The sequence below is a fragment of the Geomonas propionica genome, from assembly GCF_016458235.1.
Classification (GTDB): Bacteria; Desulfobacterota; Desulfuromonadia; order Geobacterales; family Geobacteraceae; genus Geomonas; species Geomonas propionica.
Map to the genome: position 1 here is coordinate 42,422 of NZ_JAEMHK010000006.1, position 23,603 is coordinate 66,024.

At 62.4% G+C, this 23,603-nt stretch carries 22 protein-coding genes; 8 read left to right on the forward strand and 14 right to left on the reverse strand.

Annotated elements, in window-relative coordinates; genetic code table 11:
- Nucleotides 1-310 precede the first annotated feature (310 nt).
- Genes JFN90_RS09390 through nrfD form a run of 3 tightly spaced genes read left to right on the forward strand, consistent with a single transcriptional unit; the run spans nucleotide 311 to nucleotide 2,816 of the window.
- The gene (locus JFN90_RS09390) at nucleotides 311-787 is read left to right on the forward strand and encodes a multiheme c-type cytochrome (protein ID WP_199394858.1); all 477 of its coding nucleotides are present in this window, start codon (nucleotides 311-313) and stop codon (nucleotides 785-787) included.
- On the forward strand, nucleotides 784-1,566 hold the full coding sequence (locus JFN90_RS09395) for a 4Fe-4S dicluster domain-containing protein (RefSeq protein ID WP_199394859.1): 783 nt from the start codon (nucleotides 784-786) through the stop codon (nucleotides 1,564-1,566). Before JFN90_RS09390 ends, JFN90_RS09395 begins: the two co-directional genes overlap by 4 nt.
- A gap of 2 nt (nucleotides 1,567-1,568) precedes the next feature.
- Nucleotides 1,569-2,816, forward strand: coding sequence for an NrfD/PsrC family molybdoenzyme membrane anchor subunit (gene nrfD, locus JFN90_RS09400; RefSeq protein WP_199394860.1), 1,248 nt, complete (start codon nucleotides 1,569-1,571; stop codon nucleotides 2,814-2,816).
- 106 nt (nucleotides 2,817-2,922) lie between these two features.
- On the opposite strand, the gene JFN90_RS09405 is transcribed toward nrfD, so the two are convergent.
- The 6 genes from JFN90_RS09405 to rnc all read right to left on the reverse strand — a co-directional run bounded on the left by JFN90_RS09405 (nucleotide 2,923) and on the right by rnc (nucleotide 10,679).
- Complete coding sequence (locus tag JFN90_RS09405) at nucleotides 2,923-4,923, reverse strand: proton-conducting transporter transmembrane domain-containing protein (RefSeq protein ID WP_199394861.1); 2,001 nt, start codon at nucleotides 4,921-4,923, stop codon at nucleotides 2,923-2,925.
- Between the two features lie 2 nt (nucleotides 4,924-4,925).
- Nucleotides 4,926-5,603, reverse strand: a complete 678-nt coding sequence (locus tag JFN90_RS09410; protein ID WP_199394862.1) for a PTS sugar transporter subunit IIA — start codon at nucleotides 5,601-5,603, stop codon at nucleotides 4,926-4,928.
- A gap of 473 nt (nucleotides 5,604-6,076) precedes the next feature.
- A complete protein-coding gene (locus JFN90_RS09415; protein ID WP_199394863.1) occupies nucleotides 6,077-7,624 on the reverse strand; it encodes a NapC/NirT family cytochrome c in 1,548 nt (515 codons plus the stop codon).
- A 270-nt stretch (nucleotides 7,625-7,894) separates the two neighbouring features.
- Nucleotides 7,895-8,791: a GTPase Era gene (era, locus tag JFN90_RS09420; protein ID WP_199394864.1), complete on the reverse strand. Its 897-nt coding sequence runs from the start codon at nucleotides 8,789-8,791 to the stop codon at nucleotides 7,895-7,897.
- Between the two features lie 140 nt (nucleotides 8,792-8,931).
- The gene (locus tag JFN90_RS09425; RefSeq protein WP_199394865.1) at nucleotides 8,932-9,984 is read right to left on the reverse strand and encodes an elongator complex protein 3; all 1,053 of its coding nucleotides are present in this window, start codon (nucleotides 9,982-9,984) and stop codon (nucleotides 8,932-8,934) included.
- A complete protein-coding gene (gene rnc / locus JFN90_RS09430) occupies nucleotides 9,981-10,679 on the reverse strand; it encodes a ribonuclease III (protein ID WP_199394866.1) in 699 nt (232 codons plus the stop codon). The genes JFN90_RS09425 and rnc overlap by 4 nt, the downstream gene beginning before the upstream one ends.
- A gap of 246 nt (nucleotides 10,680-10,925) precedes the next feature.
- On the opposite strand from rnc, the gene tmk reads away from it, so the two are divergent.
- The 4 genes from tmk (at nucleotide 10,926) to metG (ending at nucleotide 15,128) form a co-directional block, all read left to right on the forward strand.
- Entirely contained in the window at nucleotides 10,926-11,573 is a 648-nt protein-coding gene (gene tmk, locus JFN90_RS09435; RefSeq protein ID WP_199394867.1) for a dTMP kinase, read from the forward strand.
- Nucleotides 11,573-12,535 (forward strand): DNA polymerase III subunit delta', encoded by a 963-nt coding sequence (gene holB, locus JFN90_RS09440; RefSeq protein ID WP_199394868.1) that lies wholly within the window; start codon nucleotides 11,573-11,575, stop codon nucleotides 12,533-12,535. Before tmk ends, holB begins: the two co-directional genes overlap by 1 nt.
- Before the next feature lie 128 nt (nucleotides 12,536-12,663).
- Complete coding sequence (locus JFN90_RS09445) at nucleotides 12,664-13,602, forward strand: PSP1 domain-containing protein (RefSeq protein ID WP_199394869.1); 939 nt, start codon at nucleotides 12,664-12,666, stop codon at nucleotides 13,600-13,602.
- A complete protein-coding gene (gene metG / locus JFN90_RS09450) occupies nucleotides 13,599-15,128 on the forward strand; it encodes a methionine--tRNA ligase (protein WP_199394870.1) in 1,530 nt (509 codons plus the stop codon). The genes JFN90_RS09445 and metG overlap by 4 nt, the downstream gene beginning before the upstream one ends.
- A 221-nt stretch (nucleotides 15,129-15,349) precedes the next feature.
- Here metG and JFN90_RS09455 read toward each other — a convergent pair whose 3' ends face one another.
- Nucleotides 15,350-15,940 carry a YdcF family protein gene (locus JFN90_RS09455; protein WP_199394871.1) on the reverse strand — a complete coding sequence of 197 codons (591 nt, stop codon included), beginning with the start codon at nucleotides 15,938-15,940 and terminating at the stop codon, nucleotides 15,350-15,352.
- 105 nt (nucleotides 15,941-16,045) lie between these two features.
- Here JFN90_RS09455 and rpmB point away from each other — a divergent pair, with 105 nt between their 5' ends.
- Nucleotides 16,046-16,237, forward strand: a complete 192-nt coding sequence (rpmB, locus tag JFN90_RS09460; RefSeq protein WP_012531640.1) for a 50S ribosomal protein L28 — start codon at nucleotides 16,046-16,048, stop codon at nucleotides 16,235-16,237.
- A gap of 73 nt (nucleotides 16,238-16,310) precedes the next feature.
- Here the strand turns inward: rpmB and JFN90_RS09465 are convergent, their stop codons facing one another.
- From JFN90_RS09465 to pyk, 7 genes are all read right to left on the reverse strand, one after another.
- Nucleotides 16,311-16,694, reverse strand: a complete 384-nt coding sequence (locus JFN90_RS09465) for a RidA family protein (RefSeq protein WP_199394872.1) — start codon at nucleotides 16,692-16,694, stop codon at nucleotides 16,311-16,313.
- A gap of 35 nt (nucleotides 16,695-16,729) precedes the next feature.
- Nucleotides 16,730-18,880, reverse strand: coding sequence for a RelA/SpoT family protein (locus JFN90_RS09470; RefSeq protein WP_199394873.1), 2,151 nt, complete (start codon nucleotides 18,878-18,880; stop codon nucleotides 16,730-16,732).
- Nucleotides 18,881-19,002: 122 nt separating this feature from the next.
- Nucleotides 19,003-19,209, reverse strand: coding sequence for a DNA-directed RNA polymerase subunit omega (gene rpoZ / locus JFN90_RS09475; RefSeq protein WP_199394874.1), 207 nt, complete (start codon nucleotides 19,207-19,209; stop codon nucleotides 19,003-19,005).
- 30 nt (nucleotides 19,210-19,239) lie between these two features.
- Nucleotides 19,240-19,848, reverse strand: a complete 609-nt coding sequence (gmk, locus tag JFN90_RS09480; protein ID WP_199394875.1) for a guanylate kinase — start codon at nucleotides 19,846-19,848, stop codon at nucleotides 19,240-19,242.
- A 71-nt stretch (nucleotides 19,849-19,919) separates the two neighbouring features.
- Nucleotides 19,920-20,798: a YicC/YloC family endoribonuclease gene (locus JFN90_RS09485; RefSeq protein WP_199394876.1), complete on the reverse strand. Its 879-nt coding sequence runs from the start codon at nucleotides 20,796-20,798 to the stop codon at nucleotides 19,920-19,922.
- Nucleotides 20,799-20,826: 28 nt separating this feature from the next.
- Entirely contained in the window at nucleotides 20,827-21,813 is a 987-nt protein-coding gene (gene galE / locus JFN90_RS09490) for a UDP-glucose 4-epimerase GalE (RefSeq protein ID WP_199394877.1), read from the reverse strand.
- A 219-nt stretch (nucleotides 21,814-22,032) separates the two neighbouring features.
- Nucleotides 22,033-23,481, reverse strand: coding sequence for a pyruvate kinase (gene pyk / locus JFN90_RS09495; RefSeq protein WP_199394878.1), 1,449 nt, complete (start codon nucleotides 23,479-23,481; stop codon nucleotides 22,033-22,035).
- Nucleotides 23,482-23,603 lie beyond the last annotated feature (122 nt).

Consider the following 23,603-nt stretch of genomic DNA (forward strand, 5'->3'; position numbering starts at 1 on the left):
CAAAGCTGCCAGACCTGCCGCTTTTCCCTTTAACTGTAGCGAGTTGGTGCCGATACTGTTTACAGGGAGCGACAGGGAACCAACCATACTCCCTGAGAAAAGATTTGTCAAAAAAAGATTTGGAATGTCACAAGGATGGCCGATAAAACAACAATAGTGCAAAGCTTTCTTGTTTTCAAGCGGGGTGCCGTTATCATTAAAAGCATACATCGGTTTTGTTACGAACATTGTTATAGGAAAAGGAGCGGCCGCAGTTTCGTGGCGAGCGCTGTCGCAAATCGTTACTTTTTTGGATGAAAGGAGGGAGGCTGTGAAGAGTCATGTTTGGCGCCCGCTATTCGTGGTGCTGGTGATCATCGCCCTGGTGCTGGTGGCGCGCAAATTCCTGGTCCCCGCGGATTTCGGAATCGGCGCCAGGGGGTACATGTACGGCTGGCACCGCGCCGGCAACGAGCAGCAGTGGAAAGATATGAAGGTCAAGTATAAGACCGCTGCCTTCTGCAAAGATTGCCATCCCGACAAGTACGACGAGATGAAGGAGTCGCCGCACCGCAACATCAACTGCGAGAACTGCCACGGCCCCGCCTTGAATCATCCGGACGACCCCAAGTCGCTGACCATCGACCGCAGTCGCGAACTCTGCGCACGCTGTCACACCCGCCTCCCCTACCCCAACAGCGGCCGCGGCGTGATGAAGGGGATCGATCCCAAGACCCACAACGTCGGCCTGGACTGCGTCACCTGCCATTGGCCGCACGATCCCAGGAAGGAGGGGCACAAGAAATGATTTCGAGACGATCCTTCTGCAAGAAATCACTGCTCATCGCGGGCGGCCTGGCGATCCCGCTCTCCTGCCTGGAACTGTTCGATCCCAAGCGGCTCCTGGCCGAGAAGGATCAGAAGGGGCCGCGCTGGGTCTTCCTGGTCGATACCCGCAAATGCGTGGGGTGCGGCTTCTGCGTCAAAGGGTGCAAGGTTGAAAACGAAGTCCCCTACGACGCGAACGTGACCCGCACCTGGGTGGAGCGCTACGTGGTGACCAGCGACGGCAAAACCCACATCGACTCCCCCAAGGGAGCGCGCGACGGGTTCCCCAACAAGGGGATCGACATCGGGCACGGCAAACTGGAGGAGATCAAGGACGACGACATCGACAAGGCCTTCTTCGTGCCCAAGCTCTGCAACCAGTGCGACAACCCGCCCTGCGTCCAGGTCTGCCCGGTGGGAGCGACCTACCAGACCGCGGACGGGGTGGTGCTGGTCGACCGCAGTTGGTGCATCGGCTGCGGCTACTGCATCATGGGGTGCCCCTACGGGGTGCGCTTCTTCCATCCGGTATTCCACGTCGCCGAAAAGTGCAACTTCTGCTACCACCGCATCACCAAGGGGATGCAAACCGCCTGCGTCGACAGCTGCGCCTTCGGGGCGCGCCGGGTGGGGAACCTGAGGGACCCCGAGGACCCGGTGACCAAGATCATCATGACCGAGCGGGTCAACGTGCTCAAGGAAGAGTACGGCACCAAGCCGCAGGTCTTTTACCTCGGCCTTTCCAAGGAGGTGAAATAGCCATGGTGCATGGAGAAGCCTGGACCATCAAGGAGTTTTTCACCTACCCCAACGAGTACATCTACTGGACCATCCAGATCGTCATGTACCCGTTCATGACCGGCCTCGTCGCCGGCGCCTTCGTGCTCTCCTCGCTGTACCACGTCTTCGGCGTGAAGCAGTTGAAAGGGATCGCGCGCTTCTCGCTGGTGTTCTCCTTCGCGCTGCTGCCGGTCGCCATGCTGCCGCTTCTGATGCACCTGCAGCAGCCGCTGCGCGGCATCGAGGTGATGATGACGCCGCACTTCACCTCGGCCATCGCCGCCTTCGGCATCGTGTTCAGCACCTACGGTATGATCGTCGCGTCCGAGCTCTGGTTCGTGTTCCGTAAGCACTTCGTGGAGACCGCGCTCGGGCTCAAGGCGATCGAGGGACGCAGCGTGCTGCAGCAGGGACAGTACCTCTTGTTCAGCGTGCTGACGCTCGGCGCTTATGACATCTCCCACGAGGCGATCGAGGCGGACGAGCGGGCGGTGAAGAAGCTCGCCGCCGCCGGCATCCCGGTCGCCTGCTTCCTGCACGGCTACGCCGGTTTCATCTTCGGCTCGGTCAAGGCGAACGCGCTTTGGATGACGCCGCTCATGCCGGTCATCTTCATCTGTTCCGCGGTCGTTTCCGGCATCGCCCTCTGCATTCTGACCTACATCCTCACCATGGAAATCAGGAAGCAGCTGGCGCGTCGGCACCGGCTCGCCCACCCCGAGCTTCCCTCCATGGAGGAGTTGAAGAGCGCCGAGGCACACGTAGTGGCGATGACCTCGCGCTACCTGCTCATGTTCATGGTGGCGGCCATCACGTTGGAACTTTTGGACCTCATCTTCAGGGGCTACACCGCGGTGAAATCGTGGGACATCCTGAGGAGCGTCATCTACGAGCGGGACTTCGTGAACATCTTCGTGGTGCAGTACGGGCTGGGGAACCTGGTTCCCTTCGTGCTGTTCCTGATCCCGGGACTGACCATTCGCCGCGCCGCCGTGGGAAGCGCGCTGGTGCTGCTGGGGGTCTTCATGATGCGCTGGAACGTCGTCATCGGCGGGCAGGCCTTCTCGTCGTCGTTCTCGGGGTTCATGCACTACGTCATGCCACTGTGGCCGGACAGCATGGAAACGCTGAAGGAGGGGCTGGTCGGCGCCCTGATCGTCGCAGGGGTTCCCTTCGGCCTCTTCTACGTGCTGAACAAGGTGATGCCGGTGTTCAAGGAAACGCATTAAAAAGCGAAGGACGTTCTAGGTTCTACGTTCTGGGTTTTAGGTTCTAAAGGAAAAACAAAGGCGGGCGAATAACTATTCGCCCGCTTTTCGTTCGCAAGGGAAACCGCTACCCGCTGGTGATGGCGAGCAGCAACACCAGCGTCACGAAGGTGTAGAAGATGTAGATGTTCAACTTGCCGTGCTGCAGACGCCGCACCGGCTGGGCTTTCTCGAACAGGTACTCGAGAAACGGGAGATAGCCCTTTTCCAGCACGGTCTCGGGCAGGTGACTCTCGTGGCTGGAGTGCCCGGGAAAAAGCCCGTCGACCTCGTCCCGGTGCCGCTCGGGACGGAGCAGTAGCGCGAACCAACTGACGAGGATGGAGCCGAACGAGGAGGCCGTGTACTGCATCCGCGGCGTGGGGCGCAGATAGCCGCAGCCCCAGGTCGGCGCGACCGGCACCGGAAAGCGGGCTACGCGCCTGGCGAAGAAGACCCAGAGCAAGGCCAGGAGCAGGATCAGCCCGCCCCCGAGGATCGTGATCCAGGCGAAGGGAACCAGGCTCTCAATCCCTTGCATTCCCGGCACTCCCCCGTACCCCCCCAGGGCGCCGTTCAGAACCGGGACGAGCAGCCCCGGCGCCAAACCGATCAGCGCGCAGCACGCGGCAAGCACCCCCATGGGGACCAGCATCCCGGCGCCCGCCTCATGCCCGCCTTCGTGCTCAGGCGAGCGCGGCGCCCCCAAGAAAACCACCCCGTACACCTTGACGAAACAGGCCACAGCCAGCCCCCCCACCAGCGCCAGCACCGGTGCCGCCAGCGCAGGGAGCGACGGCCCCAGACCGACCGCGGCGCCGATGGAGTTGAAGGCGCCCAGGTAGATCATCAGCTCACTGACGAACCCGTTCAAGGGGGGAAGCCCGCAGATGGCGACGGCGCCAAGGAGGAAAAAAACTGCCGTCTTGGGCAGTCGACGCGCCACGCCTCCCAGAAGGTCGATCTCCCTGGTGCCGGTGGCATGGATCACCGATCCTGCGGAAAGAAAGAGCAGCGCCTTGAACAAGGCATGATTGACAACGTGCAAGAGCGCCCCTGCCGCCCCGAGCGCGACCAGCGCCTCCCACCCCTGGTTGGCGCCGATCAAGGCCATGCCGAGACCGATCAGGATGATGCCGATGTTCTCGATGCTGTGGTAGGCCAAAAGCCTCTTAAGGTCGTGCTGTCCGATGGCGTAGGCGACACCGAGGACGGCGGAGATACACCCCAGCACCAGAACCAGGGCGCCCCACCAGAGCGGCGGATCGGTGAAGGCGGAGAAGACCCGCATCATCCCGTAGATACCGGTCTTCAGCACGACGCCGGAGAGTATGGCGGAGACGTGGCTGGGAGCGTTGGCGTGCGCCGACGGGAGCCAGATGTGCAGCGGCATCGCACCTGCCTTCATCCCGAAACCGAACAGGGCGGTCAGGAAGACGGCGGTGGCTATGGGGCCTGCGGCGGAGAGGGAACCGGGGGCCGGAAAGAGGTAGGCACCGGTGGCGGCGTTCAGGAGCGAGAAGGTGGCGAAGAGCGCCAAGGCGCCCAGGTGAGCCGTGATCAGATAGAGGACCCCCGCCTCGCGCACCTCGTGCTTTTCGTCCTCGGTGGTGAGGGCGAAGTAGGCGGCCAGGGCCATCACCTCCCACCCCATCAGGAAAAGCATGGTGCTTCTGGCCACCAACACCACGGTGAGCGCGGCGGACAGGAGTCCCAGGAAGAAGGCGAGTTTGCCGCCGTGCTCCGGGTGTCGCGCCACCGGCCAGTAGCCGGCCCCGTAGACGGCACAGCAGCCGGTGACGATGAAGATGGGGAGGAGGAACAGTGCGGACAGGGCATCAACGCCTATCTCCAGCCCGCCAAAAGGGAGTCCGGAAGGAAGCAGCCAACTTCCTGCGGAGGGGAAGAAGACCGCGCCGAGAGCCCCGGCACAGCCGGCGAGCGATGCCGCCACCATGAGCGCGACACCGGCTCGCTGGGCGAGGTTCGATCCCTTCACGAGCAAGAGTGGCAGGCCGGATATGGCCTGGCAGCAAACGGCGAGCAACAACAGTCCAAGAAAAGTCGCAGGCTCGCCGGAGAAGGTCATGATCAGCTCCTCTTGCCGCGCTCGCAGCGCCGCGCGGCCTCCATGACAGCCGCGGGATCACAGGCATTGTTGAGGGTGCCCCGGAACTCCTGGTCGTGCAGGGCGTAGGCGAGCCGGGACAGCAGGTGCAGGTGCACCTTGACGGTGGGGCTGGTGATGAGGAACAGGATGCGCACGGGAACGCCATCCAAAGCCCCGAAGTCGATCGGGCGCTCCAGAAAACAGAGGGAGATCGCGGGTTGCGGCTTGGTTTGCAGCAGGATGGGATTGCGGACGTGGGGGATGGCGATGCCGTCACCGACGGCGGTGGTGCCGAGCGCCTCGCGGGCCAGGAGCACCTGGAGCAGGAATTCGGGGTCCACCTGCGACGGAAGCTGCAACAGGTTCACCACGTTGCGCAGCACGGAGAGCTTGTCGTCTCCTGGGACGCCGCAGTGAATCCCGCCCGCCTCGAGAGCCTGGGCCAGGCTCGGCAGGTCCAGGTCCGCCTTTACCGCCTCGAACAGCTCGGGGGGCACCTTGATGCCGTGCTCCGTGGCCCACTCCAGGAGGTCGACCCGGTTAATCTGGTAGGTGCCGCGCACAAGGGTGGCGGGTAGTTTTTCCTTCTTGATCCACTTAAGGACCGTCCCCTCGTCCTGGTGCAGCAGCGCGGCCACTTCTGAAGCCTTCATCAACATCGACTGTTACCCCCATGGCTGAACAGGGAAAGGTATAGCACCGTTAAGATGAAGACGCAACGCCGTTAATGTTAAAAAAGCGAATCGTCCCGGCCGTTTGGCGGCACGTTAGACGACAAAGAAGGTTCTACTGTAAACTGGGGCAGCGTCGGAAATTTGGCACCCAGCACTACAGTTGACGTCACGTCCTCCCCTTTGTGAAAGGGGAGACAGAGGGGATTTGCCTTTGGGTTAAAGAGATCCCCCTTCCGGTTGCCATCTAAACTGCAAATCCCCCCTGTCCCCCCTTCAAGCGAAGGGGGGAACGCCTGGGCAGGGACATCGCTTAGTGGACAATATTCCCATCAGGTCCCCATCAGTTCCATTAGTTCCCATCCGTCTCAGGAATCCCCAGCCCGCCTTCAATCCAGCCCGCTGCAATACTGAAACAAAAAAAGCCCCCGGAGTGTTCCGGGGGCTTTTCGTTGTGGCTGTTATTTCTTGGCGTGCTTCTCGCCGCCCTTGGCGTGCTTCTCGCCGCCGGGGACGTCCTGGCCGCCTGCCGAGTGGCAGTCGCTGCAGTTCGCCTTGAAGAGCTCGTCACCGATGTCGACCGGGTGGACGAACTGTTTCACCGGCGCGCTGCCGGCCGGGATGTTCTCCTGCTTCTGCCCCAACACCGTGTGGCACATGTTGCAGTCCTTGGAGATCACCTTGCCCGCCGCGGTCTTATGCTTGCCGTCGTGGCAGCGGAAGCACCCCGGAGTGTAGAAGTGCCCGATGTGGTTCGGATAGGTATTCCAGGAGATCTTCATGGCCGGGAAGAAGTTCCTGTTGTAGATGTCCTGCACCACGGTCACGGCGTGGGCGAGTTCCTTGCTCTTCGCCTTGGCCACCTCCGGGTAGTTCTTGTTGTAGTACTCGGAAAGCTCCTTGGCGATGGTCGCCTTGGCCTCTTCCTTGTTCTTGTAAGGCCTGGTCAGGACCTCCACCGCGGTCTTCTTCAGGTACGGCAGCCCCTGGTCGATGCGCCTGGCGGCGAAGGCTTCGTCCATCTCCACGCCCGGGGAACGGTAGACGTGAGCCGGCCTGTTGTGGCAATCGAGGCAGTCCATGACCCTTTTCTGAGCCTTGGCGATGTCGGCCTTGCTGAGCGGCTTCTCGGTGTCCATATACTCGGTCACAGTGCCGTCCTTCTCCTTGACCGCGATGTACGGGATGCTCATGCGCTGACGGTCCAGCGCGATGTAGGAGACCTCCTGGCCGATGTGCCAGTGGATGCCCTTGTGGTGCTCGCTCTTCGGGGTCCCGCCGATGTTGATCAGCATGTTGATCTCACGCGGGGTGTTTTCCTCGTTGGGAGCGTAGTGGTAGAACACCTTCTGGCGTCCGGCATAGAATTTCTCCGGCCAGTGGCAGTGCTCGCAGGTGTCGCGCGCCGGGCGGAGGTTGTCGATCGGTGTCTCGATGGTTTCCGGATAGGTGTGGGTGGCCACCGCGTAAAGCTGCCTCATGCCGGAGATCTTGGCCTTGACGTACCAGGCGGCGCCGGGGCCCACGTGGCACTCGACGCATTTCACCTTGGCGTGCGGCGAATTGGCCCAGGCGACGTGCTCGGGCTCCATGACCTGATGGCAGAGCTCGCCACAGAAGGTGGTCGACTCGGTAAATTCGTACCCTTTCAAAGAAGCGACGGAGACGATGAGCACGAAGCCGATGCTGGCGATGACGAAGAAGAGGAACAGATGGCGTTTGTGCGCGTCATTGAAGTCCACCCGCGGGAACGGGGGAATGTCCACATCGGGATGCCTGCGCCTCTTCTCCCGTATGATATAGGCGCCCAGCGGGACCAGGATGAGGCCCACGATGAGCATGCCCGGGAAGAGGAAGTAGGTCATCAGGCCGAGGTAGGGCTTCTCGACGCCGGTTATCCCCTCGTAGGAGAGGAAGCCGATGATCAGGCCCGTCGCGGTGACGGCCAGGATCATGCCGACCAGACTGATCAGGTTCCAGGCGTAGCCGGCATACTTTCTTAATGCCATAGTGTCGTCTCCTTGCGTGTTTACGTATGGTTCCAGGAAAATAGGGCAGAACCTTACTATCCGGTATGACTTATGTCAAAAAAAACTATGTTAATGTATACGCGATATTTTAAAACGGCTATCTACGAAAAACCCGCGGGGTTTACGTGGGAAACGCCAACGACGACCGGCTCGCCATATCAAGAATAAAAAACAATGTTATAGTATCAAACAATCTTATAAAATGCAAGCAAGTACTCATGAGGAAAGTCGACGCACCCCGCTACCGGGTCACGACTCGTAGCCGAACTCCTTGAGCATACGGCTGTTGTCGCTCCACTCGCCGCTCACCCGCACGAACAGCTCCAGGAACACCTTGGTGTCCAAGAGCCGCTCGATCTCCTGGCGCGCCTGGGTGCCGATCTTTTTGAGCATCTCTCCCTTGCGGCCGATGACGATCCCTTTCTGCGAGTCGCGCTCCACGTTGATGGTGGCTTGGATCGCCACGACGCCAGTTTCCCGTTCCTTGAAGCTGTCCACCACCACCGCCACCGAGTAAGGGACCTCGTCATGGGTCAGCCGGAAGATCTTCTCCCGGATGATCTCGGCCACGATGAAACGCTCCGGCACGTCGGTCAGGATGTCGTCCGGGAAATAGCAGGGGCCTTCGGGCAAAAGCCCGTGCACCAGCTGCACCAGTTGCTCGACGCCGTCGCCGGAAGCGGCTGAAACCGGGATGATCTCCTTGAAGGGGTAGGTCTCCCCGTAGGCCGCCATGCGCCCCAGGAGATCGCCCTTGGCAATCAGGTCGATCTTGTTCAGCACCAGGATTACCGGAGCCTCGACGCCGGAGAGGACCTCCTTGATCATGGCCGCCTCTTTCTCGGGATCGAAGGCGCCGTCGACCAGAAACAGGATCAGGTCCACCCCCTGCACCGAGGAGAGCGCCTCCTCGACCATGAACTTGTTCAGACGGGTCTTGGCGCGGTGGATACCCGGGGTGTCCAGAAAGACGATCTGCCCATCCGGCACATTGTGAATCCCCTTGATCCGGTTGCGGGTGGTCTGCGGCTTGTCCGAGGTGATCATCAGCTTCTCACCGAGGATGCGGTTCAACAGCGTGGATTTACCGACGTTCGGCCGCCCCACGATGGAGACGAAACCGGAACGGAATATCTTTTCAGACATCTTCTTAATGCCCTCCTGGCTCTTGTTGCGGTAATCGAAACGCTACAACATACGGGAATTGGTACGGCAAGGAAAGCGTTCTTTGCATCCGCACCTGTGTAAGGCGCACCGACACAGTATACCTCGAACCGGCGTTCTGCCTAGTGGCGGGGGTAAGACTCGAAGAGGCAGGCGTGCCGGGTCAGCTCGCCCCACTGCAGGGAGATGAGGTCGGGGGAAAGCGCGGCGTCCTCGCGCACCGTTGCGGTCACGCCGTAGCGGGCCGCCAGTCGCTGCAGGTTCCCCCTTCGCTGCCCCACGAGATCGGAGACCCGCCCCGCGGGAGCGCCGAAAGTTACCACGCTTCCGGCCGGGACATCCTCGAGCAGCGCGCACATGCGGTCGAAGCAGAGTTCGGACTCGACCAGCTGCCCGAAGGCGGGATGGTAGGGACCGGCCAGCACTACCCCAGGGGAGTCGAGCTCGGAGGTGGGCTGCAGCCCGAAGCGGACCACGGGGATGCCGGCCTGTCCTGCGAGCACCAGCATCTCCTTGCACAAGGTCACCGCCTGCGTGAGCGTCATGGGCTGATAGCTCCCCTCGCGGTAGCGCCGGGCCAGCTCGGTCCCGTCGATGACCAGGGTGGGGTAGATGCGCAAGAAGGCGGGTTGCAGGGCGAGCGCCTGGCGCAGTGTAGCGAGCGAGGTCTCCGGCGTGTCGTTCGGGAGCCCCGGCATGAGTTGGATACCAACCTCGATGCCGGCCTCCTTGAGGGTCGCCACCGAAATTTCCACCTCGGCGCTGCCGTGGCCGCGCCCGGAGAGGAGGAGCACCCCGGAGTCGAGCGACTGCACCCCCAGTTCGACGGTGGCGACGCCATGCGCTTTGAGAAAGCGGGCAGTGTCCGGGTCGATGGCGTCGGGGCGCGTGGAAATCCGCACCGACTGCAGGATGCCGCCGGCCAGCAGCGGCTGCAGGGGGAGGAGCAGTGCCTCCTGGTCCCGGCGCGGCAGGGCGGTGAAGGTGCCGCCGTAAAAAGCGACTTCCAGTCGGCGCGCCGGCGCCCCCATACGGTACTCGTCGATGCGGTGCAAAAGTTGCGTCCGGGTGGGCAAGGCACCCTCCGGGCCGGCCACCCGCACTTGGTTGCAGAAGACGCAGCGGTGCGGGCACCCCTGGTGGGAGATGAAAAAGGGGACCAGCAGCGGCCTCAATGCTCCCCCCTGAGCAGCAGGGTGGCGGCGCGGGCGGCATCCTGCTCGGCCTCTTTCTTGGTCCTCCCCACCCCCTCCCCCATCAGCTCGGCACCCAGGTAGACCTCGACGGTAAAGCGGCGGTCGTGGTCGGGACCGGTGGCGTCTTTCAACTGGTAGCGCGGCAGCTCCCGGTGCAGGAGTCTCGCCCGCTCCTGCAGTTCGGTTTTGGCGTCGCGCCCGAAGAGCAGCTCCGGGGTATCCAGCAAAGGCTCGAACAGTTCGTGCACCACCCGCCGCGCCGACTCGATGCCGCCATCCAGGTAGAGCGCGGCGAGCAGGGCCTCGAAGGCATCGGCCAACAAGGAGCGCTTGTGCCGCCCGCCCCCCTTCTCCTCGCCGCGGCCAAGGCGCAGGGAGGTCCCGAGATCCAGCTCCGCGGCCAGGCGGGCCAGGCTCACCTCGTCCACCAGTGCCGCCCTGATCCTGGTCAACTCACCCTCACGGCTGTCGGGAAAGCGCCGCAGCAAGAGGTCGGAGAGCAGGAAGTCGAGCACCGCATCTCCGAAGAACTCCAGGCGCTGGTTGTCCTTCCCCCCCGCCTCGTTCACGTAGGTGCGATGGGTGAGCGCCTCCTCCAGCAACTCGGGATTGCGGAAGCGGTACTTGATCCGTGTCTCGATCACCGCCAGGGTATGGTCCAGCTTTTCGTTCATGATAGATGCCCGTGCCTATCCTTAATTTGAGCCAAATATAGACAAAGGGTGGCGGCATGGCAATAGGGTTCTCGGCGGCAGTTGCGCGGCAGCGGCATGGGGCTTGCCCGCCCCCCTCCCGCAAACCGGCACCAGTGGCGGCCAAGCCTTGCGCGACAGGGGTTCGCGGGGGCATTTAAATGTTGCATAATAATCACCCCTCCCATATAATTCAGTGATTTTATAGAGGATCATGAGAGCGGAGACATGGGCTTTTTCATTACATTTGAAGGCGTTGAAGGGTGCGGTAAAACGACCCAGTTGCGGCTCCTCAAGGAGCGTCTGGAGGCCGACGGCGAGACCGTGGTGGCCACCCGCGAGCCGGGGGGATGCCCCATCGCGGACCAGATGCGCGCCATCCTGCTCGACGCCAAGAACAGCGCCATCACCCCATTGGCCGAACTGCTGCTCTACGCGGCGGCACGCGCCCAGCACGTTCAGGAGGTGATCGCTCCGGCACTCGAGCGGGGCGAGACGGTGCTCTGCGACCGGTTCACCGACGCCACCGTGGCCTACCAGGGGCACGGCAGGGAGCTTGATCTCGACGTGATCCGCCAACTGAACGCGCTCGCCACCGGCGGGGTGCAGCCAGACCTCACCGTGCTCATCGACTGCCCGGTCCAGATCGGCCTTTCCCGCGCCCTCTCCCGCATCGAGGCGACCAGTGGCGCCCGCGAGGAGCGCTTCGAGCTGGAATCGGTACGTTTCCACGAGCGGGTGCGCGAGGGTTACCTGACGCTGGCCCGAGCCTTCCCCGAGCGTTTCGTGGTGGTGGACGGCTCCGGCGACGTAGCCCGCACCGAGGTGCTGGTTACCGCGGCCCTCAGGGACCGGCTGCCGCAGGGTGGCCGCTAGTGCCCTTTTCCGAAGTAATCGGACAGGACCGGGCCATCTCGGTGCTGCAACGTTCCATCGCGCTGGAGCGGGTGGCGCATGCCTACCTCTTCTCCGGCATCGAGGGGTGCGGCAAGAAGAAGACCGCGCTGGCCATGGTGCAGGCGGTGTTCTGCGGCAAGGAAGAGGCCTGCGGCGTCTGCTCCTCGTGCCGCAAAATCGCCAGCGGTCAGCACCCGGACCTGCACGTCCTGGAACCCGACGGCGCCTTCATCAAGATCGATCAGATCAGGGAACTGCAGAAGGAGCTCGCCTACCGCCCCTTCGAGGCGCCAAAGAAAGCGTGCATCATCGACGGCGCGGAGAAATTGAACCTCGCCTCCGGGAACGCCCTCCTGAAGACGCTGGAAGAGCCCCCCGGCAACGCGCTGATGATCCTGATCACCGCCGAGCGTTCCGCGGTGCTGCAGACCATACTCTCCCGCTGCCAGACGCTGGACTTCCAGCCGCTGCCGGCCGAGCTGATCGAAGGGCGGCTGGTCCGGGACCAGTTCCCGGCCGAGGCGGCGCGGGTAGCAGCGTCACTTTCCGGTGGCAGCCTGAGCCGAGCGCTCGAGATCGCCGGGGACGGGGTCCTCGAGGGGCGAGTGACCTTTCTGGAGCGGGTGTTCGCCCTGAACCTGAAGGACATCAACACCCTCTTCGCTACGGCTGAGGAACTCGCCGCCGACAAGGAAGGGCTCCCCGGGTTCCTGGAGCTGCTCCTCTCCTTTTTGCGGGACGTGCTCATCTATCGCTCCACGCCGGACGCGCTGGCCAACGTGGATCTCGCGCACCTGGTGGCCCGGGAGGCTGAGCGGTGCACCGAGACGGTGACCATCGAATTGATCGAGCAACTGGTGGCCCTGCGCCGCCTGCTTGTTCGCAACGTGAACGCGAGGCTAGCACTGGAGGTCTTTTTCATGCGCCTCGCGGAGCGGTAAAAGGCTTAACGCAAAGACGCCACGGCGCAAAGACGCGGAGAGAATCAAAGGACCCGTCCTTGGCGCCTCTGCGAACCGGCACACGAACCACAGGTTGACCAAGACCTGTTTTCTCTTTGGAGGCATTTTTGGCAAAGATAGTAAGGATTCAATTTTCCACCGCGGGCAAGCTCTACGACTTCACCGCCGGCAAGGCCAACGTCAAGGCCGGGGACCGGGTCATCGTGGAAACCGAGCGGGGTAAAAGCATAGGACAGGTCGTGGCGGGTCCCATCGAGGTGGACGACGCGCTGGTCCCGGAGGGGACCAAGCCGGTGCAGCGCCTGGCCGAGGTCGCCGACCTGGCCACGCTGGCCGCCAACACCGCCAAGGAAAAAGAGGCGCACAAGCTCTGCCTGACCCGGATCAAGGAGCGGGGCATGGACATGAAGCTCGTCAAGGTCGAGTACCTCTTCGACGGCTCCAAGGCCATCTTCTACTTCACCGCCGACGGCCGGGTGGACTTCCGTGAACTGGTCAAGGACCTGGCCCACGCCTTCCACACCCGGATCGAAATGCGCCAGATCGGCGTCAGGGACGAGTCCAAAATGGTGGGCGGCATCGGCATCTGCGGCCGCGAGCTCTGCTGCTCCTCCTACCTGCGCGAGTTCGAGCCGGTCTCGGTGAAGATGGCCAAGGAGCAGAACCTGGCGCTCAACCCGAGCAAGATTTCCGGGCAGTGCGGCAGGCTTCTTTGCTGCCTCTCCTACGAGTTCGACACCTACTGCTCGCTGAGAAAGGGTCTCCCCAAGTGCGGCAAGAGGGTGCAGTGCGGTTGTCACGACGGCGAGGTGGTCAAGGTCAACGTGCTGGAGCAGACGGTCACGCTGAAGACGACCGACGACTCGCTGGTGGTCCTGAAGGGTGAAGATATCGCCCCCGAGAACGTCAGCGACCGCGTTAAGAAGCCGCCCATGGGCAAGGGTGAACAGCAGGGGGGCGACAAGGGGAAATCCCAGGGTCCCGGCAAGCAGCGCCGCAACAGGCCCGTCGACGTCAAGGAGAGAAAAAAGGAGAAACCACAATGAAACCGGCTTTTTACGTCACCACCCCCATCTACTACGTAAATGACGTCCCGCACATAGGGCACGCTTACACGACCCTGGCCGCGGACGTGCTGGCCCGCTACAAGCGGCTCAAGGGGTTCGACGTCTTCTTCCTGACCGGCACTGACGAGCACGGGCAGAAAGTGGAGAAGGCCGCCACCGCCGCCGGCGAGACTCCCCTGGAACTGGCCGACCGCGTCATGAAGCGCTTCCAGTCGCTCTGGGAGAAGCTGGAGATCTCCCATACCGATTTCATCCGCACCACCCAGGAGCGGCACAAGAAGGGGGTTTCCGTCCTCTTCGAGCGGGTCATGGAGAAGGGTGACATTTATCTCGGAGAGTACGAGGACTGGTACTGCACCCCGTGCGAGACCTTCTGGACCGAGACCCAGCTGATCGACTACAAGTGCCCGGACTGCAATCGTCCCACCGAGAAGCTCAAGGAGGAATCCTACTTCTTCAGGATGAGCAAGTACCAGGACGCGCTTTTGGCCCACATCGAGGCCAACCCGGACTTCATCCAGCCTAAAAGCCGCCGCAACGAGATCATCTCCTTCGTGAAGGAAGGCCTGCGTGACCTCTCCGTGTCCCGCACCACCTTCAGCTGGGGCATCCCTGTACCGGGCAACGACAAGCACGTGGTCTACGTCTGGTTCGACGCGCTCACCAACTACATCACCGCGCTCGGCTACCCCGAAGAGGGGGGCAACTTCGACAAATACTGGCCCTGCGACGTGCACCTGATCGGCAAGGATATCTTGAGGTTCCACACCGTCTACTGGCCCACCTTCCTGATGGCGGCCGGCCTCCCCATCCCGAAGCGCGTGTTCGCGCACGGCTGGTGGACCGTCGAGGGGCAGAAGATGAGCAAGAGCCTGCAGAACGTGGTCGAGCCGAACATGCTGGTCGACAAGTACGGCGTGGACGCGGTGCGCTACTTCCTGCTGCGCGAGGTGCCTTTCGGCCTCGACGGCGACTTCTCGCACCAGGCGCTGGTGCACCGCATCAACTCGGACCTGGCCAACGACCTCGGGAACCTCTTGAACCGCTCCACCGCCATGCTGGGCAAATATTTTGGCGGCGTGCTGCAGACGCCGGGCGAAGAGACCGAACTGGACAAGGCGTACCGGGAAAAGACGGCGGCCATGATCGGGCAAGTGGACAACTTCATCGAGGAGATGGCCTTCAGCCGCGCGCTGCAGGCGATCTGGGAAGTAATCTCCGCCGGCAATAAGTACATCGACGAGACCGCCCCGTGGACCCTGGCCAAGGACCCGGAGCAGCGCGAGCGTCTCTCCACCGTCATGTACTACATGCTGGAGAGCCAGAGGGTGGTCTACACGCTGCTCTCCGCCTTCATGCCCAAGACCGCCCAGAAAGGCCTCTGCTGCCTGGGTTGGCCTGAGGAAGCCAGCGCCGAGGGGCTCGCATGGGGCGGGCTGAAACCGGGCACCACCATCGCCAAGGCCGAGGCACTCTTCCCGAGGATCGAGGAAAAGGCGGAGTAAAACCGGCCTCAGGCAAAGCCGCAAAGGCGCAAAGGCGCAAAGGCGCAAAGGCGCAAAGGCGCAAAGGCGCAAAGCGAGGCTAAAAAACTAAACAGGGATAAAAGGGATAAAAGGGATGAAAACCAAAGCTTTGGTTTTTACATCCTTTGCATCCCCTTTATCCCTGTTGTTGTTTCAAGCCTTGCTTTGCTTTGCGCCTTGGCGGCTTTGCGTGAGGCGCCTTAGCTGTTCCCGATTATCGGCCTCAGCTCGCCCGGCGCGAACATGAAGAAAAAGCGCAGGATGCAGTACTTATAGAACTCCGAGAACAACAGCTTGAAGCTCCCCTGGTGGCTCCACCACTCCTCCTTTAGATTGCGCGAGTCGACCGGGTGCGGGAAGATGGCGACGTCCTTGGGGAGCGCGTTCCGGAACAGTATGGTGGAGCGCTTCATGTGGTAACGCGAGGTGATCAGCTTGATGGAGGTCACCTTGTGCTTCATGATCAGGTCGCGGGCGTAGATAGCGTTTTCCAACGTGTTGCGCGAATTCTGCTCCAGGTAGACGTTCGCAGCCCCCTCACCCTGATAGAGCTCGCGCTTCTTCACCGCCGGATCGACGCCGATCAGGAACAACTTCTTCCCCTGCCCGGCCCGGTACAGGCGCACGCCCTCCTCCACGCGACCACGGCCGCCGGTCAACACCACGATGGCGTCACACTTCACGTCGCGCGGAGTCAGGGAGAAGGTCTTGTAGACGAAGTCCACGAAAAGAACACTCAGAACGATCAGTATCAGCAACAACAGGGAGAACAGCCCTTTCAATAAAGCCATGATTTAGCACCTGAAAAAACAGCAAGACCGCCACTTTTTACTTGCAACGGCGTAGCCTTTCTGCTATTAGTAACGACTTCAGTAATCACCGGAGGGTACAAAGAAATGTCCAGAATATGCGAGATTTGCGGAAAAGGCCCTAGCTTCGGGAACAACGTTAGCCACGCCAACAACAAGACCAGCAAAATTTGGCGCCCGAACCTGCAGAAGATCAAGGCCGTGAAAAACGGTACCGTCAGGAGCATCAAGGTCTGCACCCGCTGCATCCGCTCCGGTCACGTCACCAAGGCTCTCTAAGAAGATCTTCCGCACAGTCCCTAAAGCCGCGGCGCTCTAAGCGCCCGCGGCTTTATTTGTGTCCGCAATTCCCTTAGCGGCAAAGAGCGGTGACCTCTATCTCCACCAGGACGCCGCGCGGCAACCCTTTCACTTCAACAGTGCTGCGGGCCGGCGGGTTCTCCTGGAAGTAGCCCCCGTAGATGCCGTTCACCGTCGCGAAATCCCCCATGTTGGCCAGATAGATGGTGGTCTTGACCACGTCCTGGAAGCCCAGGCCGGCTGCGGCCAAGAGCGCACCGATGTTCTTCATCACCTGCTCGGTCTCCGCCACGACGCCCCCCTGCACCACTTCACCGGTGGCCGGGTCGAGCGCGATGGCGCCGGAAAGAAAGAGAAAGCCCCCGGCCTTCACGCCCTGGGAATACGGGCCGATCGCCTTGGGTGCCTGGTCGGTGCTGATGATTTCCTTCTGCATAGTGCCTCCTCCTGTCTCGATCGTTCCTTATTTCCCTAGCTCTTCAGACGTTCCACCTTGATGACGCCCTTCACCTTCATGACGGCGGCGAACACCTTCTTCAGGTGGTCGAGGTCGGTCACGTCCACCTCGAACAGGTTCTCGCCCCGCTTGTCCAGCGTGCTCTGGATGCTGGCGCTGGAGATGTTGGCCTCGCAGTTGGTAATCGCCGTGGCGATGTGAGCCAGGATCCCCTTCTCGTCGTTGCACACGACGCGGATCTTGACCGGCAGCGCGCTCTTTTTCCCCTTGTTCCAGGCCACATCGATGCGCCGTTCCGGCTCTAAGGCCATGGCGAAGGGGCAGTCGGCGGTGTGCACGGTGACGCCGCGGCCGCGGGTGATGAAGCCGGTGATCTCGTCGCCGGGAAGCGGGTTGCAGCACTTGCCGAAGCGCACCAGCACGTCCTCAACGCCGTTGATCTGGATGGCGGAGGAGGACTTCCCCTTCAGCGCCCCGATCACCTTGCCGATGCGGGTTTCCTTCTGGTCCTTGGCCGCCTCGATCTTGTCCGCCGGCACCAGCTTGCCGACCACCTGGTTCGCCGAGAGCTTGCCGTAACCCACCGACGCCATCAGGTCGTCCTCGGCCTGGAAACCGAACTCCTGGGCCACCTTCTTCAGCTCGCCGCTCTTTTGCAGCTTGCCGAAATTGAGGGAGTAGCGCCGGAAGTCCTTCTCGCAGATCTCGCGCCCGAGGGTGATGCTTCTCAGGCGCTCCTCGGTCTTCACCCAGGCCCGGATCTTGTTGCGCGCCCGCGAGCTCTTGACGATCTTCAACCAGTCCTTGCTCGGGGTGTGGTGCGGCGAGGTGATCACTTCGACGATGTCGCCGGTCTTCAACTCGTACTTCAAGGGGACCAGCTTGCCGTTCACCTTGGCGCCGACGCAGCGGTGGCCGACGTCGGTGTGCACCGAGTAGGCGAAGTCGATCGGGGTGGAGCCTTTCGGGAACCCCTTCACGTCCCCCTTCGGGGTGAAGATGAAGACGTCCTCCGGGAAGAGCTCGACCTTGACCGTGTCCATGAACTCCTTGGAGTCGTCCAGCTCCTGCTGCCACTCCAGGAGCTGCCGGATCCAGGTGAAGTGCCGGACCTCCTTCTCGTCGTACCCCTTCCCTTCCTTGTACTTCCAGTGCGCAGCGATGCCGCTCTCCGCGACGCGGTGCATCTCGGCGGTGCGGATCTGCACCTCCATCCTTTCACCGTAGGGGCCGATCACCGTGGTGTGCAGCGACTGGTACATGTTCCCCTTGGGCATGGCGATGTAGTCTTTGAAGCGCCCGGGGATCGGCTTCCAGGTGGAATGAATGATCCCCAGGACCTCGTAGCACTCGCGGATGTCGTCCACCGAGACCCGGATCGCGATCAGGTCGTAGATCTCGTCGATGTCGACGTTTCTGCTCTGCATCTTCTTGTAGATGGAGTAGAGGTGCTTGGAGCGGCCGGAGACGTCCCCCTTGATACCGTGCTCCTCGAGTTGCTTCTTGATGATGTCCTTGACCGTGGCGACGTAGGACTCGCGCTCCTGCTTCTTCTTGGCGACCTTGCCGGCCAGGTCGTAGTAGAGCTGCGGCTCCAGGTAGCGGAAGGAGAGGTCCTCGAGTTCGCCCTTGACCCAGGAGATACCGAGCCGGTTGGCGATGGGGGCGTAGATGTCCAGCGTCTCCTTGGCGATGGTGCGCTGCTTGGGCTCGGGCTGGTACTGCAGGGTGCGCATGTTGTGCAGGCGGTCGGCGAGTTTCACCAGGATGACCCGGATGTCGGTGGCCATGGCGAGAAGCATCTTGCGGAAGTTCTCGGCCTGGCTCTCTTCCTTGGTCTTGAAGTGGATCTTGCCGATCTTGGTGACCCCGTCCACCAGGCGCGCCACCTCGGCGCCGAAGAGCGACTCCAGCTCCTCGTGGGTGGTCAGGGTGTCCTCGACGGTGTCATGCAACAGGCCGGTCACCACGGCAGGAAGGTCCAGCTTCAGGTCGGCCAGGATCCCGGCCACCTCCATCGGGTGGATCAGGTAGGGCTCCCCCGAGAGCCGGGTCTGCCCCTGGTGCACCTTGGCGCAAAAGACGTAGGCCTTGCGCAATAGGTCCAGGTCCGCGCCCGGGTTATACGAGGAAACCTTATCGAGTATGTCGTTGAGTCTTATCATCGCGTCCGTTTCTTAGCGGAAAAAGAAGGGGCTAACAGCACCGGAGCAGATGCCCCGTCAGCCGATAGCCCCAGCCGGTTTGAAAAAAAGGGAGACCGCTCATGCGTCTCCCTCTCGATCTGTTAACGACCTTTCTTGCCGATCTCGCAGCCGATCTTGGCGGCGGCGATTTCCCTGAGGGAGACGACCACGTTCTTGTTTGCTGCCCTGTTGTCGATGAGCGGCTTGGCGCCCTTGAACAGCTGCTTCACCCTCTTGGAGGCCAGCATGACCAGGAGGAAGCGGTTGTCCACCTTCTCGAGGCAATCTTCTACAGTAACCCTTGCCATAAGTGAAATCCCCTTTGTGATGTTAAACGTCTAAATCGTGAAGATCCTGGAAAGCCCCTGCAACAGGCGGGTGGTGCGGCACTGCTCGGCGACCAGCACGCTTTTCAGCTGCTCCAGGGCCTCGGAAAACTTGTCGTTGATGATGATGTAGTCGTACCAGCGCGCTTCCTGGATCTCGCCGGAGGCGTTTTGGATCCTGCGCTCGATGACTTCCTGCGAGTCGGAGGAGCGGTTGTCCAGGCGGCGCCTGAGCTCCTCGATGCTGGGGGGGAGTACGAAGATGTAGACCCCTCCTTCGAAACGCCCTTTCAGCTGCCGCGCACCCTGGCAGTCGATGTCAAGGATGAGATCGATCCCCTCGGCGCGGGATTCCTTGAGGGTGGCGAGCGACGTGCCGTAGAAGTTGCCGTGCACCTCAGCCGACTCGGCGAATTCCCCGGCCTCGACCATCCGGTCGAACTCTTCCTTGCCCACAAAAAAATAATCACGCCCGTGCACCTCTCCGTTCCGGGGAGGGCGCGTCGTGTAGCTGACAGAATGCCGTAAGTTAGGAAAGATGTCAATTATTTCCTTACACAGCGAGGTCTTGCCCGCCCCCGAAGGGGCCGAAATCACGTACAATACGCCTTCACGCTTCATAGTTCACCCGTAACCGTTGTCGGGATCCGCTACAAAAACATGCCGGCGGAACCCCAAAGTGTAAAGTTCCCCTACTCTATGTTCTGCACCTGCTCGCGAATCTTTTCCAGCTCCGCCTTCAGCTCCACCACCAGCGCCGCCATCTGGGCGTCGTTCCCCTTGGAGCCGATGGTGTTCACCTCGCGGTTGATCTCCTGGAGCAGGAAGTCGAGCTTTCTTCCCACCGGTTCGCTTTTCGCCAACGTCTCGTCAAACTGGCGCAGGTGGCTCTCCAGGCGTACCAGTTCCTCGGTGACGTCGCACTTGTCGGCCATGACCGCGACCTCCTGGGCCAGGCGCTCCTCGGGCAGGGACGCATCACCGAGAAGCTGCGCGATCCTCTCCTTCAGGCGCTGCCCGTACTCGGCGACCACCTGGGGGGCGCGTGCGGCGACCTGGGCGATGGACTGGGCCAGGGTCTCGCGGCGTCTCTGGAAGTCGGCGTAGAGCGATTCCCCTTCGAACAGGCGCATCTCGTCCACCCGGCGCAGGGCGTCCTCCAGCGCGGTCATCAGTTCCTGCGGCATCTCGTCGAGGCTCGCCTCGGCCTCGGCCGCCACGGTGACCACGTCCCGCTGCGAGGCGACCAGCGCGAGGTCCACCTCGCCGGAAAGCCCGAGCGCCTCCCCGATGCTCTGGAAGGCCTTCAGATAGCCGCGCGCCAAGGGGAGGTTGGCCGTCGGCACGCCAAGCGCCACCGCGTTCTCCACCTGGATGAAGACGTCGATCTTGCCGCGCACGAGCTTCTCGCCCACCCGCTTCTTGATCTCGTTCTCGAACTGCAGCAGCACGCGGGGGAGCTTCACGGTGATCTCGCCGTAGCGATGGTTCACGCAACGCACCTCCACGATGAAGCGTCCCCCTTCGTGGACGGCCTCACCCTTGCCATAGCCGGTCATGCTTTTTATCATGCCTTCTCCTTGTCCCCGCCCTGTGCGGCTAGCGGGATTGCCAAAGTTTTTGCTCCCAGCGCCAGGCATCGGCGACGATGGTGTGCAGGTCGTTGTAGGACGGCGTCCAGCCAAGGACGGTGCGGATCTTGTCGGCGACGGCGATCAGGCTGTCGGGGTCGCCGGGACGCCGCGGTGCCTCGTTGACCTTGAAGTCCACGCCGCTTACGTCCTTCACCACCTTGATCACCTCGCGCACGCTGCTCCCCTTGCCGTACCCCACGTTGATGACGTCGGAGGCGCCGCCGCGCTCAAGATAGCGTAAGGCGAAGAGGTGCGCCGAGGCGAGATCCTCGATGTGGATGTAGTCGCGGATCCCGGTGCCGTCGGGGGTGTCGTAGTCGGTGCCAAAGATGGAAACGCCGTCGCGGGCGCCCAGGGCGGCCTGGCAGGCCACCTTGATCAGGTGGGTCGCCTCCGGCGTTCTTTGCCCCATGCGCGCCTGCGGGTCGGCGCCCGCCACGTTGAAGTAGCGCAGCGCCACGTAGGAGAAGCCGTGGGCGAAGGCGGCGTCGCGCAGCATCCACTCGCTCATGAGCTTTGAGGTCCCGTAGGGGTTGATGGGGGCGGTGCGGCTTACTTCCGAGGCGGCGCCCCCCTCGGGGAGGCCGTAGACCGCGGCGGTGCTCGAGAAGATGAAGCGCTCGACGCCGTGCTCCACGCAGGCCTGCAGGAGGTTCAGGGTGTTCCTGGTGTTGTTGCTGTAGTACTTGAGCGGCAGGGTTACCGACTCCGGGGCGATGATCGCCGCGGCGAAATGGAGCACCGACTTGGCGCCGGTATCTTTGAGCACCTGCCGTATGGCGTCGGGGTTGGAGAGGTCGCCGACCACGAGCCGTTCGCCGTGCACCAGCGCGTCGGCCGAACCGGTGGAGAGGTTATCGTACACCACCACCTCATGCCCCGCCTCGGAGAGCTGTCTGACTACGTGACTTCCTATGTAACCGGCGCCGCCGGTAACGAGTATCACACTCATCGCAGTAACCTCCATGACAAAGATAATGAAAGAGGGTCTAGCCATTGGACTAAACCCTCGATACGCGGCAACGGGACAGGACGGATTGTCATAAATCAGCCCCGTCGTCGGCCATAGCGCAGCGCCGATCCTCATGCGAGTGATCGCGACAGTTATAGCACCTACCCCACCCCAGCGCAACGCCTAAATGGACGAAAACTGTGAGGTCCCTGCCGTCGATCAGCGCGGGGGGCGCAGCCCTGGTTCTTCCAGCCGGTGCACCTTCATCAGGTTGGTGGTGCCGGGGCTCGACAGCGGGCTCCCCATGGTGATCACCACCAGGTCCCCCGTTTTGAGCCACCCCATGGCGAGCACAGCCGCCTCCACGGAGATGATCTGGGATTCGGTATCCCCCTCGATGTCCACCCGCAGCGCCTGCACCCCGGCGTAGAGCGCGAGCCGGCGGCGCACCTGCTGCGACGGCGTCACCGCGATGATGGGCTGGGCCGGGCGGTACTTGGAAACCAGCGCCGCGGTGCTGCCGGTCTGGGTGAAAGCGAGGATGGCGGAGCCCTTGACGCTTTCCACGGCCCGGCAGGCCGCCATGCCGATCACCTCGGAGATGTTCGGGAGGCTGCTCTGGCCGTTGGGCGTCTTGCAGCACTGCGCCATGAGTTGCGGGTCGTTCTCGATGTCGTGCGCCACCTGCACCATCATGGAAACCGCTTCGATCGGATACTTCCCCGAGGCGGTCTCGGCGGAGAGCATGATAGCGTCGGTGCCGTCCAGGATGGCGTTGGCGACATCCGAGGTCTCGGCGCGGGTCGGGCGCGGGTTGTTTACCATGCTCTCCAGCATCTGGGTCGCGGTGATCACCGGCTTGCCGGCGTCGTTGCAGCTTCTGATGATGCGCTTCTGGATCAGGGGGACCTTCTCGGGGTTCAGCTCGACACCGAGATCGCCGCGCGCCACCATGATCCCGTCCGAGACCCGCAGGATGGCGGCGAAGTTCAAGACCGCCTCGGGCTTCTCGATCTTGGCGACGATGCGCAGCGTGGAACCGGCGCGGTCGATGATCTCCCGCAGTTCGACCACGTCCGAGGCCTCGCGCACGAAGGAGAGGGCCACGTAGTCCAACTGCTGCTCCATGCAGAACTGCAGATCCTCCTTGTCTTTCTCGGTGAGCGCGGGGGCGGAGACCTTGGCGCCGGGGAGGTTGATTCCCTTGCGGTCTTTCAGGAGCCCGCCGGTCACCACTTGGCAGCGCACGTCCTCCCCGGAAACCCCGAGCACCTTCAACTCCATCAAGCCGTCGTCGAGGAGGATGCGGTCCTCCGGCTTCACGTCGCGCGGCAGCCCCCGGTAGATAGTCGGGATCAGGTTCCCCTGCCCCAGCACCTCCCGCGTGGTGACCACCACCTCGCTGCCGGCCACAAGCTCCATGGAACCGCCGGCCATGAGACCGGTGCGGATCTTGGGCCCCTGCAGGTCCCCGAGGATGGCCACGGCATGTTCGTGCTCCTGGGAAAGCCTCCGGATGTGTCCGATCACCGCCACCTTGGAGGCGTAATCGCCGTGGGAGAAGTTGAGGCGAAAGACGTCCACGCCGGCGTGGATCAGGGCGTCGAGCATCTGCTCGGAATCGGAAGCGGGGCCGACGGTGGCTACGATCTTGGTGCGACGGAACATGGGTTCTCCTGGTCGAGCCGGGCGCTGGCGGGGGACGTGCGCGGGGACCGTCTCCCCCGCTTGGTGCCGGCTCGCGAAAGGGGGATGTGCTGCTTGAGGAATGACCCTAAATATCTACCCGA

What these genes read in the sequence shown, in the direction of transcription:
- gmk (WP_199394875.1), bottom strand. Translation starts at nt 19,848, where the DNA reads ATGAAGCGTGAAGGCGTATTGTACGTGATTTCGGCCCCTTCGGGGGCG.
- JFN90_RS09465 (WP_199394872.1), bottom strand. Translation starts at nt 16,694, where the DNA reads ATGCAGAAGGAAATCATCAGCACCGACCAGGCACCCAAGGCGATCGGC.
- rpmB (WP_012531640.1), top strand. Translation starts at nt 16,046, where the DNA reads ATGTCCAGAATATGCGAGATTTGCGGAAAAGGCCCTAGCTTCGGGAAC.
- JFN90_RS09410 (WP_199394862.1), bottom strand. Translation starts at nt 5,603, where the DNA reads ATGTTGATGAAGGCTTCAGAAGTGGCCGCGCTGCTGCACCAGGACGAG.
- JFN90_RS09415 (WP_199394863.1), bottom strand. Translation starts at nt 7,624, where the DNA reads ATGGCATTAAGAAAGTATGCCGGCTACGCCTGGAACCTGATCAGTCTG.
- JFN90_RS09455 (WP_199394871.1), bottom strand. Translation starts at nt 15,940, where the DNA reads ATGGCTTTATTGAAAGGGCTGTTCTCCCTGTTGTTGCTGATACTGATC.
- tmk (WP_199394867.1), top strand. Translation starts at nt 10,926, where the DNA reads ATGGGCTTTTTCATTACATTTGAAGGCGTTGAAGGGTGCGGTAAAACG.
- JFN90_RS09485 (WP_199394876.1), bottom strand. Translation starts at nt 20,798, where the DNA reads ATGATAAAAAGCATGACCGGCTATGGCAAGGGTGAGGCCGTCCACGAA.
- rnc (WP_199394866.1), bottom strand. Translation starts at nt 10,679, where the DNA reads ATGAACGAAAAGCTGGACCATACCCTGGCGGTGATCGAGACACGGATC.
- nrfD (WP_199394860.1), top strand. Translation starts at nt 1,569, where the DNA reads ATGGTGCATGGAGAAGCCTGGACCATCAAGGAGTTTTTCACCTACCCC.
- JFN90_RS09470 (WP_199394873.1), bottom strand. Translation starts at nt 18,880, where the DNA reads ATGATAAGACTCAACGACATACTCGATAAGGTTTCCTCGTATAACCCG.
- JFN90_RS09405 (WP_199394861.1), bottom strand. Translation starts at nt 4,923, where the DNA reads ATGACCTTCTCCGGCGAGCCTGCGACTTTTCTTGGACTGTTGTTGCTC.
- JFN90_RS09395 (WP_199394859.1), top strand. Translation starts at nt 784, where the DNA reads ATGATTTCGAGACGATCCTTCTGCAAGAAATCACTGCTCATCGCGGGC.
- era (WP_199394864.1), bottom strand. Translation starts at nt 8,791, where the DNA reads ATGTCTGAAAAGATATTCCGTTCCGGTTTCGTCTCCATCGTGGGGCGG.
- pyk (WP_199394878.1), bottom strand. Translation starts at nt 23,481, where the DNA reads ATGTTCCGTCGCACCAAGATCGTAGCCACCGTCGGCCCCGCTTCCGAT.
- rpoZ (WP_199394874.1), bottom strand. Translation starts at nt 19,209, where the DNA reads ATGGCAAGGGTTACTGTAGAAGATTGCCTCGAGAAGGTGGACAACCGC.
- galE (WP_199394877.1), bottom strand. Translation starts at nt 21,813, where the DNA reads ATGAGTGTGATACTCGTTACCGGCGGCGCCGGTTACATAGGAAGTCAC.
- metG (WP_199394870.1), top strand. Translation starts at nt 13,599, where the DNA reads ATGAAACCGGCTTTTTACGTCACCACCCCCATCTACTACGTAAATGAC.